Consider the following 13176-nt stretch of genomic DNA (forward strand, 5'->3'; position numbering starts at 1 on the left):
GATAATTTTTATTTATATTTGTAATCTAAAGCATTAAATATTTTTATGAATTATACACTACACCAATTACAGCTCTTTTTAAAAATGTCTCAAAACCAGAGTATTACTAAGACAGCAGAAGAAATGAATCTAACGCAACCTGCCGTATCGATTCAGTTAAAAAATTTTCAGGATCAATTTTCAATTCCACTAACAGAGGTGGTGGGCAGAAAACTTTTTGTAACAGATTTCGGAAAAGAAATCGCAGAAGCTGCTGAAAAAATTATTGATGAAGTGAATGCCATGAATTATAAAACCTTGGCCTACCAAGGAGAGTTATTTGGCAAGCTTAAAATATCGGTAGCTTCAACGGGTAAATATGTGATGCCTTATTTTTTAGCAGATTTTTTTAAGCTGCACAAAGGGGTTGATCTTATCATAGACGTTACCAATAAAACCAAGGTGGTTAGGAGCATGGAGAAGAACGAAGTAGATTTTGCATTGGTTTCTGTTTTACCCAAAAAATTGAAGGTAAACCAAATTGAATTGATGAAAAATCAACTTTATTTTGTGGGTGGCAAACACTTAAAATTTGATGAAAAACCCATTAGTAGCGATGTTTTTCAAGAACTTCCTTTAATTTATAGAGAAGAAGGTTCTGCCACCAGAAATGAAATGGAAAAATTTATAACAAAGAATAATGTACCGGTTCATAAAAAAATTGAACTTACCTCAAACGAAGCTGTAAAACAAGCGGTCATAGCAGGTTTAGGATGCTCTATAATGCCTTTAATTGGTATTAAAAACCAATTACAAAATAAAGAATTGCAAATTATTCCTGTAGAAGGCTTACCGATTAGCACCACATGGCGATTAATTTGGCTGAAGACAAAAAAATTATCTCCAGCCGCTGTGGCCTATCTTGAATTTTTAAATGTCCATAAAGAACAGATCATAAAAGATAACTTTAGTTGGAAACAACCTTATTCGTAGCCTTTTAAAAAATCTTCGTTTAGAATTTTCTTAAAATAAAAAAGTAATTCGTCCGCATCTGCTTTTGAAAAAACTAGAGGTGGTTTAATCTTAAGAATGTTATGGTCAGGCCCGTCAGTACTCATTAAAATAGCATGGTCTTTCATTCTATTGGCGAGGTACGCTGTTTGCGCGGCTAAAGGATTTCTTTGAGCATCGACGAACTCTACCCCTAAAAACAAGCCTTGACCTCGAACATCGCCGATAATAGGAAATTCTTGGGCTATTTTTTTTAACTCGGTTTTTAAATAGTTTCCTACTACTAAAGCATGTTCTTGTAAGTGCTCTCGTTTAACGGTTTGTAATACCGTAAATCCAATAGCACAGGAAACTGGGTTTCCCCCAAAGGTGTTAAAAAACTCCATGCCGTTGGCAAACTTTTCGGCCACTTCTGGCGTACACACCACCGCTGCTAAAGGGTGTCCGTTGCCTAAGGGCTTTCCAATCGTGACAATATCAGGAACCACCTGATGCAGTTGAAAACCCCAAAAGGCCTTTCCTGTTCTCCCGCAACCCACTTGTACTTCATCAGAAATACACAGTCCGCCTGCCAATCGCACCGCTGTATAGGCCTTTGAAAGAAATCCTTCAGGGAGCTCTATTTGTCCTCCGCAACTAATAATTGGCTCGATAATAAAAGCAGCTACTCCCCTATTTTTGCGATGCACGGCATCAATTTGTCCTTGAACTTCCTGTGCATATAAATCTCCTGTATGTTCGCCTCTATATATTCCTCTAAAGGCATCTGGTAAAGGAAAAACATGAGTGTGTTCAGGCGCGCCACCACCACCTTTGCCATCAAACTTATACGAGCTTATGCCCACACAGGTATTTGTATTGCCGTGATACCCCACTTCCGAAGCAAGGATGTCTTTTTCTCCTGTGGCCGTAGTTGCCATTCGTATCGCAAGTTCATTGGCCTCACTACCAGAGTTTACAAAATGAACTACACTTAATTCTGGGGGTAAGGTCTCTAAAAGCGCTTTTGCTAATTGGTTAATATTTTCATGCAGGTAGCGCGAATTGGTATTCAAAACAGCCATTTGCGCTTGGCCAGCCTTGACTACCTCATAGTTTTCATGCCCCACATGGGCTACATTATTCACCGTATCTAAATATTTTCTCCCAAACTGGTCCATTAAATACTGTTCCGAACCACGTACCATTTTAATAGGCGTGTTATACTGCAGGCTCATCCCTTTTCCTAAATGCTGCTTGCGATAGCTCATTATTGCTTCATTGCTCACCTTGTCCTTGGCCGCTAATACCTGAGACTTAAAAAACATATTTGGATCAGGACAGATACTTTTCCATACCCTAATTTGATTAAAATACGCCACGCCTGGAAAATCATTTTTATAGTCTAAAAGTGATAGCATCATTTGAAAATGCAAGTGTGGTGCCCAATTACCATTTTCATGTGCGTTGCCTAAAAAGCCAATACAATCTCCTTTCTTTAGGTTTTGCCCTAGCTGTTTCTCCGCTATACTTTTCTGACTTAAATGGCCGTATAAAGTGTAGAATTCTAAATCAGGTGTTCTATGTTTTAAAATAATTAAACCGCCATAAGCTTTGTTCCCCTTCTCATGTACGGCAACCACGACCTCGCCGTCTAAGATAGCATGAACAGGAGTTCCAGCGGCTAACCAAAAGTCGACGCCTAAATGAATGGTTCTACTTTCACGACCATAATTTCCTATTTTATCGTAGGCATTAGAGGTATAAAGACTTCGTGCTTCTAAGTATCCCCCAGCGATTACCTTATCCGGATGTTGCTTTTGAAGCTGATCTAATTTAAACTGGAAAAAATCAAGATTATTCATATCTTGAATATGTGAAACCCAAATACTTTCAACGCTTAGATCTAATTTCTCTAGCTTATTTGTACCCACAGTTGGAAATAAATCAGTGACCTGAAAATCATGACTATGGGCCCACTCGTTAAACTTTTCTTCCTTCGGGTGCGCTGCCAATCCACAAGCCTCTCGAAAACTAAAATACGCAAATTCTGGACTAATTTTTTGCCACTTTTTAAGTAGTTCCCAAGCTGGTTTTTCACTTATTTGCAAATATTCATTTTCTGGTTCCGTAATTTTATTGCTAGCAGATTTGGTAACAGAAATCACCAATCGCATGGCAATAGCGCCATACAAATGTGCTAGTTCAGCGCTCTGTAAAGGAAAGGAGCTGTGATAGCCTTTTACGATGGGCAAGGCTGCTTCCAAAGGATCCTCATGATTCATAATGGCATAGGAACAACTTATAGCTACATCATTAATGACCTGCGTATACATGGCATCACCATAATCAATAATGGCCTTTACCCTTGGATGTATTAAGTCTGCGGAAACAATGACATTATGATCGTTAGCATCGTTATGTACTACTGATTTTCTTAAGCCTTGGTAGGTAGCTTGCTGCTTTTCAAAAATAGCTTGAAAATACTGAACCAGCTCTTTTTCTTCGGGATCAAAAAGATGTACATGAGCTTTGGTCCAAAGCGATTGCGCTACGTCCCAGGCAAAATTTCTGTGTGCGTTTTCATGATCAAAACCTACTAGGCCTTGTGTAAGTTTTCCACATTCCGCTCCCAAACTTTGGCCTAACTCATTTAATTGGGGACTAACACTGCTCCAGGTCCTTCCTGAAATCCAGGTTAATAAGCGCACATACCTATGCTGTCCTTTTTCGTCAATAAAAGAGGAGATAGCCTTACCCTTTTTATCTAAAATAACTTTTGGAATCCTAAGTTCAGGACTCTTTTCTTCCAGATAAGCTACTAGTTTTTGCTGAAAATCTAAATACGAAATAGCTTCATCAGGACGTGATATTTTTAAGATATAACTTTCTTGATCATTGGCGTCAATTCTAAAATTAAAATCTATTTCACCGGGTAGGGCTATAACTTTACCTGTAATCGTATAAAATTCCGAAGCTATATTTTCAGCTATTTGTATGGTTATTTTAGGGGTATCCTGCATCATCGTTACAAAAAATTAAACAAACTAAAACGAGTTTAAAGATAAGCTGTTCTGCACGTGTAATCGTAAGCCTCTTTAACTTTTTTCTGAATTTTAAGGCTATTTTCTATGCGCATTTAAAGAGGTACAAGCACACAGCACCTTACCTACCCCCGGTATGACAAAAATCATATTTTAAGGCCAGCATAGGTGCTAAATTTGAAAAACACTAAATAAGCCCCAGCATGAAACACAACATATTACTACCTACCGATTTTTCTGACAATGCATTCAATGCCTTACTTTATGCTTTAAAGTTATATGAAAAAGAATCCTGTACGTTCTACTTCTTAAACGTTACCTATTTATTAAGTTCCACCACGAGAACCTATATTACCACAAAATTTGTAGACGAATTACAAAAAGAGTCTTTAAGAAAGTTAAACGAATTAAAGCAACAAACCGAAATTGCCAACGACAATGTACATCATAGTTTTGAAATTATTTCAAGTGAAGAAGACTTAAAATTTGCCATTCCAAAAGCAGTTAAGGCACATGGCATTACCAGTATAGTGATGGGTACAAAAGGAGCTAGTAATGCCGTTGATATTTTTATGGGAAGTAATACGGTTGATGTTCTTAAAAAGGTTAAAAATTGCCCCATCCTAGTCGTTCCTGATGACCTTGAATTTGTTGCACCTAGCGCATTATTATTTCCGACAGATTATAATCGACCTTATAAAAATAAAGAATTAGAAGCTATACGAGCCTTGGCAACTTTGTTCAATACTACCATTAAAATTTTACATATTACTGTTGAAAAAGAACTCTCTGCCACCCAAGAGCTTCATAAAAAAATGCTAAGTGATTATTTTGAAAACCATCCGCACAGTTTTCATTGGGAAGCAGATTATACAAAAAAGTCAACGATCATTGCCACTTTTATTGAAGAAAACAAAATAGACCTCTTAGCCATGGTCAACTATAAACATAGTCTCTTAGAAGGCATCTTAAGGGAACCTGTAATCAAAAAAATAGCTTTTCATCCTACCGTTCCTGTATTGATTATTCCGGAATAGGTGAAAGGTAAAAAAGTTTCAAGTTTATGGTTTCAGGTTTAAAGTTTTTTGAGCTTGTACTTGTCTTGGGTCCTGGGTCTTGGGTTTTGGGTTTTGGGTTTTGGGTTTTGGGTTTTGGGTTTTGGGTAAAATTTACTTTTTTTATCCACTAAATAGCAACACGTATAAAAAAATAGCCCAATTTAAAATTTTTAACTGTGTAACAAAAGTTACTGTGTGCCTCTTGAAAATTAACAACATTTGTGTGAACATCAAGTCTGATTTACAATAGGTTACTCTAATTTTTTTTCCAAGTCACCGCTGCAATCAAGCTTATAAATAGATAGAAAATGTCCAAAATAGTGATTTTAGGAGCGGGTATTTCAGGCCATGTGGCTGCTGCACACTTACGTAGAAAGCTTTCAAAAGAACATGACGTTGTCGTGGTATCACCCAATGGTAATTATCAATGGATTCCGTCGAACATTTGGGTGGGTATCGGAAGAATGAAATCAAAGCAAATTTTATTTCCGCTGGCCCCATTATATAAAAAAAAGGGAATTGGTTTTAAACAAGCTAAAGCGATGTCATTCTTCCCAGAAGGAGACGCCACCGAAGAAAAACCTTATGTATTAGTGGAGCATGTGGTGGGCGAAAATAAAGGAAAAGAAGAAAAAGTTAGCTACGATTATTTGATCAATGCCACAGGGCCAAAACTCAATTTTGAAGCTACGGAAGGTTTAATTCCCGGTCAGAACAAAACCTATTCGGTTTGTACCTATACCCATGCAGATCATGCTTGGGAAGGTTTGCATGCTTTGATTGGAGAAATGAAAAAAGGCAAAAAAGTTAAAATTTTAATAGGCACAGGTCATGCCAAGGCTACCTGTCAAGGTGCTGCCTTTGAATATATTTTAAATGTAGAACAAGAACTACGCAAACACAAGGTGCGCGATATGGCTGAAATTACATGGATATCGAACGAATACCAATTAGGTGATTTTGGTATGGACGGCATGCTGCTTAGTTATGGCAGCCTAACCATGAAATCAAATGAAATGGTTGAAATGATTTTTGAAGACCGAGAAATTAAATGGATTTTAGGCGCCGGAGTGCAAAAAATAGAAGACGGTACTGCACATTATGAAAATTTAGCAGGTGAAAAAAAGTCAGAAACCTATGATTTCGCCATGCTTATTCCTTCGTTTTCTGGCCACGGTTTTAAAGCGTATGACAAAACTAATACAGATATTACCGATAAACTATTTAAAGGTTTTATGCTGGTTGATGCCGATTATACGGCTAAACCTTACGAAGAATGGTCCGTTCAAGATTGGCCAGAAACCTATCAAAACCCTAGCTATAAAAATATATTTGCACCCGGAATTGCCTTTGCCCCGCCGCACAGCATTTCCAAACCTAGAAAAAGCCCCAATGGAACAGAAATATTTCCTGCGCCACCGAGAACAGGAATGCCTTCTGGAATTACTGCAAAATTAGTGGCAGATAATATTATTGACAGCATTCAAAACGGGAAAGAATCGCTAGCACATAAAGGTTCTTTAGGAAATATGGGTGCCGCCTGTATTGCCTCTGCTGGTTATGGTTTAACGAGCGGCAGTGGAGTAAGCATCACAACCTTCCCCATTGTACCCGATTATCATAAATACCCAAAAACACAAGGGCGACAACTAGGAAAAACCTTTGGAGAAATAGGATTGGCAGGGCATTGGCTAAAACTAGCCTTACATTATGCCTTTATCTATAAAGCTAAAATGAAACCTTTTTGGTGGTTGATACCAGAATAATAATGGGCTCGTGCCTTAACAGCATTTTGAAAAAATAACTAAATAACATTAAAATGACACAAAGAATATCAAAGTACCAGCGTTTTAAAATGATGAATCCTGTTTTACAGTTTTTCAAATTCATTTATTTAAGTATAAAAATTATGATTGTTGTAGCAGGTGGCCACGGTGGTACCAAAGGAAAAAAACAACTTCCAGTGATGTAATTTATCTTTGAGTTGCTGATTATCATTTTTTTATGATTTATACTACATATTTTTTATCTTAGCCTTGTGAAGTTATTTATTTCCATAACACTATCGTTTACCATACTTCTTCAAAGTATGGGGTTTCAGTTTACTGATATCGCCCAGTTTGATGAGTTCATTGAGCACGCTAAATTTCACAGCGAAGAACATGGGGACAATATACTTGTGTTTATTTCAAAACATTATGGGGAATTAAAAGCCGAACATCAAAAAAATCACCAAGAAGAAGAAAAGGATCATGAGAAATTACCTTTTAATCATTCTTCTGGCTCTAACGCCGTCAATACCATTGCTTTTTTTATGGACTCATTTAAAAGTGATTTCCAAATTCCCGATTTTACGGCAACTGCAGAGTCTAATTTTTATTACCAAGTTCCTGTTTCTAACTTACATGAAAAAGGACTTTTTCAACCTCCTCGCAATTCATAAATACGATCGTTTTAAACTTTTAATAGCCTTAGCAATCCATGTTGCTACTTAGCTTAACGTATTTTATTTTATGAAAAAATGCTGTCAAAAATCATTTATTTAAGTATCAATAATAAATTTATTGTACTCCTCTTTACTGTTTTTTTAGTGGGTTTCGGAATCTACTCGCTATCACAAATTCCTATTGGTGCTGTACCCGATGTAACTAATAACCAAGTACAAGTAATTACCACATCGAGCAACCTATCTACCCAAGATATGGAGCAGTTTATTACCTATCCTGTAGAACTAGAAATGGTAAATTTGCCCGGGGTAAAGGAAATCAGATCTGTTTCAAAATTTGGATTATCCGTAGTGACTATCGTCTTTGAAGACGATATGGGTACTTTTTTACCACGGCAATTAATATCCGAAAAAATAAAAAGTGCTACAGAAAAAATTCCCGATGGCTTTGGTGCTCCTGAAATGGGACCTATAACCACTGGTTTAGGAGAAATTTACCAATATATTTTAGATGTTGAACCTGAGTACAAGGACCTGTATTCCGCAGAAGATTTACGAACCCTACAAGATTGGGTCGTAAAAAGACAATTATCTGGGATTCCGGGTGTGGTTGAGGTGAACACTTGGGGCGGTTTTTTAAAACAATATGAAATCGCTATCAATACCGAAAACCTAAACGCGATGCAAATTACCGCACAAGAGGTATTTCAGGCATTAGAAAAAAACAATACCATTGCTGGTGGCGGTTATATTGAAAAAGTAAATCAGGCTTTCTTTATTCGTGGCGAAGGATTAATAACTTCGATAGACGACATTAAAAATACGGTGATTAAAAACGATAATAACTTTCCCATTTATATCAAAGATGTTGCAAAAGTTGGCTTTGGAAGTGCCAATAGATTTGGTGCCATAACGGGTAATGGGGAAGGTGAAAAAGTTTTAGGTCAAGTCATGATGCTAAAAGACGCCAACTCAAAAAAAGTAATTGATGCGGTTCAAGAAAGAGTTGCTGAAATAGGGAAAACCTTACCTAAGGGTGTGTTTATCAATGGCTTCTTAGACCGTAGTGAGTTAATTGCAAAAACCACGTTTACCGTGGCCGAAAATTTAATTTTAGGCTTTTTAATTGTCTTTTTTATTGTGGTTTTACTCTTAGGAAATTTAAGATCGGGCTTAGTCGTGGCTTCCGTAATTCCTTTATGTTTGCTATTTGCCTTGTCGCTTATGTACCTCTTTGGTGTAGATGCCAATTTAATGAGTCTAGGCGCTATTGATTTCGGTATTATTATCGATGGTGCCGTAATTATTGTAGAATTTATTGCCTTTAAAATTACCCAAAACAGAACTGAAATCTTAGCACTATCCTCAGCAAAGCAACAAGTATTAAAAGATAAAATTACTTTTGACGGTTCCTTAAAAATGATGAATTCTGCTATTTTTGGACAGATAATTATTTTAATTGTATTTATTCCTATTCTATCTTTATCAGGCGTTGAAGGAAAAATGTTCAAACCCATGGCATTGACCTTTAGTTTTGCTTTACTAGGGGCCATGCTCTTGTGTTTTACATACGTTCCCGTAGTCGCCTCTTTATTTTTAAAACCCTCGCAGCCATCAAAAAAGAATATTTCCGTGCGTTTAATGCGCTGGTTAAATGAAAAATACAGTCCAATTCTTGATTGGGCAATACACAAAAAGGAGTTGGTTTTAGGAGTTTCTGGTGTTCTTTTAGCTATTTCTATCTATATTTTTAGCACTATGGGTGGCGAATTTGTACCTACTTTAGATGAAGGTGATTTTGTCATTCAACCCATACTTAAAACAGGTACCTCATTGAGTAATACTGTTGAAATTACCACTGAAATCGAGAAGATATTACTAGCCCAATTTCCTGAAGTAAAACAAGTTGTTACCCGTATTGGTGCTGCAGAAGTGCCCACAGATCCCATGTCTATGGAGGAAAGTGATGTGATTATTACCTTAAAACCTAAGAAAGAATGGGTTTCTGCCGAGAGCAAGGATGAACTGGCCGCTAAATTTAAAGAAGCTTTAGCCATTATTCCTGGTATGGAAGTAGAGTTTACCCAACCTATTGAAATGCGATTTAATGAATTAATTACAGGTGTCAGAGCCGATATTGCCATTAAAATTTTTGGAGAAGACTTAGCTGTTCTTGCTAAAAAAGGAAGTGAAATTGGCAAACTCATTCAAAATGTTCCTGGGGCTGCCGATATTTCCGTAGAAAAAATTGAAGGTTTACCAGAAATGAATGTGAAGTTCAATCGTCAAAAAATAGCCCGTTATGGCTTAAATATTCAAGATGTGAATGATATGATTTCTATGGCCTTTGCTGGTAAAACTGCGGGTAGTATTTTTGAAGGTGAAAAACGTTTTGATTTGGTAGTTCGTCTAGACCAAAGGCAACGAAAAGATATTGATAACCTACAAAATTTGTTTATAGACACTCCAAACAGCGGTAAAATTCCATTGTCAGAATTAGCAGAAATTAGCTATAAAAAAGGAGCTGCAAAAATTTCTCGTGACGATGCAAAACGTAGAATTGTGGTAGGTATTAATGTTCGTGATCGCGATTTACAATCGGTGGTAGATGATGTTCAGGTATTGATAAATGAACATATTAAACTTCCTGTAGGATACACCATTACCTACGGCGGGCAGTTTGAAAATTTAGAATCTGCTAAAAACAGACTACTTGTCGCAGTCCCTATTGCATTAATTTTGATATTTGTTTTACTTTACTTCGCCTTTAACTCCGTAAAGGAAGCCCTTATGATCTACTCCGCAATTCCATTATCAGCGGTTGGCGGTATTTGGTTGTTATGGTTGCGAGATATGCCTTTTAGTATTTCTGCAGGTGTTGGTTTTATCGCTTTATTCGGGATTGCTGTTTTAAACGGAATTGTACTGATAGAACATTTTAAGGAACTTAAGAAAGAAAAATTTGATACGATTGAAGCATTGGTAAAAGAAGGAGCTAAAGATAGGTTAAGAGCTGTTTTGTTAACCGCTTCGGCAGCGGCTTTAGGTTTTTTACCCATGGCTATATCCACAAACGCAGGTGCTGAAGTACAAAGGCCTTTGGCGACCGTCGTTATTGGTGGTTTAATAACTTCAACCCTCTTAACTTTAGTAGTGTTACCGGCGTTGTATATTATTTTTAACTCGGTAAAGAAAGTTAAACTTCCTAAGCATGGCATAGGTGCCCTACTCTTTATGATGAGTTTGTTGGCCACAGCCCATACAAGTGCACAAGAAAAACCACTACAATTAGAAGACCTTCTTTCTTTAGCTTTAGAAAATAACAATGCATTAAACGCTTCTGAATTAGGCTTAGACGAATCGGAAGCCCTTATTAGCAATGCTTTTTCTTTTGACAAGACCCAAGTCTATTACCATTTTGATGAAAATAACTTGGCTTTTAATAATGAACCTTTACGTGTGTTTGGGGTGCAACAAGATTTTAAATTTCCTACCCTTTATTTTACGGCAAAGAACCTAAATAAAGCAAATTTTGAGCTTGCTTCTAGTGCTTATGGCATTCAAAGAAAAGCCTTAGAACGTCGCTTAACTACAGGCTATTATGACTACCAAATTGCGCGACAGCAAGAAAAAGTATATAAAACCTTGGATAGTTTGTATGCCAATTTTGCTTCAATGGCCTCCAGAAGGTTTGAACTAGGGGAAACCAATTACCTTGAAAAGATCACGGCAGCCTCAAAACAAAAACAAATTGAACTAAAATTTATTGCAGCAAAAGATGCGGTTGTTCTTGCCTATAGGCAACTCAGCGAAATAATACAATCTAAAGATACCCTTAGTATTGAAATAGATGAAAATTTAAAGGCTGGGCTACAGCTAAAAAATATCGAAACTAGTGCTGAGCTTCAATTTTATCAAAATAGAATTTTAGTTACCGAAAAAGAGCGCAGTTTAGAAAAACAACAGCTTTTACCTGATATTAGTCTACAGTATTTTCAAGGGACAAATTCAGGGATTTCTAATAGTTTGTATGGCTACCAATTAGGTTTAAAAATTCCAATATTTTTCAGTGGACAAGCCTCAAAAATAAAAGCCTCAGGCTTCGCGAAAGAAATGGCGGAAGCTGAGTATAAAGACTATGAAATTAGACTGGGAACCAAGTTTCAAACGCTACAAACACAAAAAGATCAGTTAACAAATGCCTTAACATATTATGAACATGAAGGGGCACACTTGGCTGAAGAATTATTAAAAACAGCTACTGGAAGTTTTAAAAATGGCGAAATTAATTTTTACCAATACCTACAAAGTTTAGAGAGTTCTTATGAAATTACTTTAGACTATTTAAATAAACTTCAGCAATACAACCGTATTGTCATTGAATTAAATTACTTAACCTTATAATTAGAATACCATGCGACACCTAAACTATAAAATTGTTTTATTCATAGCTTTACTTCTACTAACCGCTTGTGGTTCAAAAGATGCAAAAAACACTATTTCTGAACCCGAAGGGACCATCACTACCGATGACAGAATCTATGTGACAAAAGCGCAATTTGAACATAACAAAATGACTCTTGGAGCCCTAGAAGAAAAAGCGTTTCCCAAGGTGGTAAAAACCACAGGAATGATTGATGTGCCACCCGAAAACAAATCTATCATTAATGCTATGATGGGAGGCTACATTAAAACAACCCCATTATTGATTGGTGATAAAGTAAAAAAAGGGCAACAACTCGTGACTCTTGAAAATCCAGAATTTATTACGCTGCAGCAAAATTACTTAGAGACCAAAGAGCAACTTAGTTATTTGAAAGCGGAGTACGATCGGCAAAAAACTATGGTAGAAGAAAAAATAACCTCTCAAAAAAATTATTTAAAAGCAGAAAGTGACTATTATACGGCTATGGCCCGATATAACGGATTGCGCAAACAATTATCCCTATTAAATATTTCTATTTCACAGGTAGAAAAAGGAAATATCACATCGATAGTTGCTATTTACTCCCCAATTGCCGGAAGTATTACCAAGGTTAATGTAGCCAGAGGAACTTTTGTTTCGCCTGCTACACCGATCATGGAAATTATTGATCATGATCATGTGCATATTGAGTTATCGGTTTTTGAAAAAGATATTATGCAACTAAAAAAAGGACAAGAGATTCAATTTACCATTCCTGAAGCCTCTGAAGAACAGTATGAAGCCGAAATATACTTAATTGGGACTGTTATTGAAGATAACCGAACAGTAAAGGTTCATGGCCATTTAAAAGACGAAACTAAAGCTAATTTTTTGGTAGGCATGTTTGTACAAGCAGACATTATAACTTCTTCTGTAACAAAAAAAGCCTTACCTGAAGCTGCAGTCATAGATTTAGATGGTGTTTATACCATTTTACAATTAGACTCAACAGATGACAAGGGATATTACTTTAAAGCGACTGAAATTGAATCTGACTATAATTATAATGGGTTTTCAGCGGTTACTGATTCCGAAAATTTGAAGGATTCTAAATTTTTAACGAATGGCGCTTTTAAACTTTTGAGTGGAGACTAATTAAAAATTGCTAAAAGAAAGATGGTGCTATTCAGAGGAACTCCTAGGTGTTCTCTAGCAAGGATCGGTAAAGATTGCTGTTCCATAATTACGAAAAAT

At 36.5% G+C, this 13176-nt stretch carries 8 protein-coding genes; 7 read left to right on the forward strand and 1 reads right to left on the reverse strand.

What is annotated here, in order from left to right; all coding sequences use genetic code 11:
* The first annotated feature begins 45 nt into the window (after positions 1 to 45).
* Positions 46 to 972 (forward strand): LysR family transcriptional regulator, encoded by a 927-nt coding sequence (locus GQ45_RS08095; RefSeq protein ID WP_047416580.1) that lies wholly within the window; start codon positions 46 to 48, stop codon positions 970 to 972.
* Here the strand turns inward: GQ45_RS08095 and GQ45_RS08100 are convergent.
* Positions 963 to 3995: an aminotransferase class III-fold pyridoxal phosphate-dependent enzyme gene (locus tag GQ45_RS08100; RefSeq protein ID WP_047416582.1), complete on the reverse strand. Its 3033-nt coding sequence runs from the start codon at positions 3993 to 3995 to the stop codon at positions 963 to 965. The genes GQ45_RS08095 and GQ45_RS08100 overlap by 10 nt on opposite strands.
* Positions 3996 to 4216: 221 nt before the next feature.
* Here GQ45_RS08100 and GQ45_RS08105 point away from each other — a divergent pair, with 221 nt between their 5' ends.
* The 6 genes from GQ45_RS08105 to GQ45_RS08125 all read left to right on the forward strand — a co-directional run bounded on the left by GQ45_RS08105 (position 4217) and on the right by GQ45_RS08125 (position 13077).
* The gene (locus tag GQ45_RS08105; RefSeq protein ID WP_047416585.1) at positions 4217 to 5050 is read left to right on the forward strand and encodes a universal stress protein; all 834 of its coding nucleotides are present in this window, start codon (positions 4217 to 4219) and stop codon (positions 5048 to 5050) included.
* Positions 5051 to 5379: 329 nt separating this feature from the next.
* A complete protein-coding gene (locus GQ45_RS08110) occupies positions 5380 to 6837 on the forward strand; it encodes an NAD(P)/FAD-dependent oxidoreductase (protein ID WP_047416587.1) in 1458 nt (485 codons plus the stop codon).
* Between the two features lie 53 nt (positions 6838 to 6890).
* A complete protein-coding gene (locus GQ45_RS18130) occupies positions 6891 to 7043 on the forward strand; it encodes a hypothetical protein (RefSeq protein ID WP_197056932.1) in 153 nt (50 codons plus the stop codon).
* A gap of 66 nt (positions 7044 to 7109) precedes the next feature.
* A complete protein-coding gene (locus tag GQ45_RS08115) occupies positions 7110 to 7514 on the forward strand; it encodes a hypothetical protein (protein WP_047416589.1) in 405 nt (134 codons plus the stop codon).
* 78 nt (positions 7515 to 7592) lie between these two features.
* Positions 7593 to 11921 (forward strand): CusA/CzcA family heavy metal efflux RND transporter, encoded by a 4329-nt coding sequence (locus tag GQ45_RS08120; RefSeq protein ID WP_047416591.1) that lies wholly within the window; start codon positions 7593 to 7595, stop codon positions 11919 to 11921.
* A 10-nt stretch (positions 11922 to 11931) separates the two neighbouring features.
* Positions 11932 to 13077 (forward strand): efflux RND transporter periplasmic adaptor subunit, encoded by a 1146-nt coding sequence (locus GQ45_RS08125; RefSeq protein WP_047416593.1) that lies wholly within the window; start codon positions 11932 to 11934, stop codon positions 13075 to 13077.
* Positions 13078 to 13176 lie beyond the last annotated feature (99 nt).

The organism is Cellulophaga sp. Hel_I_12, from assembly GCF_000799565.1.
Taxonomy (GTDB): Bacteria; Bacteroidota; Bacteroidia; order Flavobacteriales; family Flavobacteriaceae; genus Cellulophaga.

Bases quoted from the DNA above. Each gene is read 5' to 3' on its own strand.
- GQ45_RS08095 (WP_047416580.1), top strand. From the start codon at position 46: ATGAATTATACACTACACCAATTACAGCTCTTTTTAAAAATGTCTCAA.
- GQ45_RS08100 (WP_047416582.1), bottom strand. From the start codon at position 3,995: ATGATGCAGGATACCCCTAAAATAACCATACAAATAGCTGAAAATATA.
- GQ45_RS08105 (WP_047416585.1), top strand. From the start codon at position 4,217: ATGAAACACAACATATTACTACCTACCGATTTTTCTGACAATGCATTC.
- GQ45_RS08110 (WP_047416587.1), top strand. From the start codon at position 5,380: ATGTCCAAAATAGTGATTTTAGGAGCGGGTATTTCAGGCCATGTGGCT.
- GQ45_RS18130 (WP_197056932.1), top strand. From the start codon at position 6,891: ATGACACAAAGAATATCAAAGTACCAGCGTTTTAAAATGATGAATCCT.
- GQ45_RS08120 (WP_047416591.1), top strand. From the start codon at position 7,593: ATGCTGTCAAAAATCATTTATTTAAGTATCAATAATAAATTTATTGTA.
- GQ45_RS08125 (WP_047416593.1), top strand. From the start codon at position 11,932: ATGCGACACCTAAACTATAAAATTGTTTTATTCATAGCTTTACTTCTA.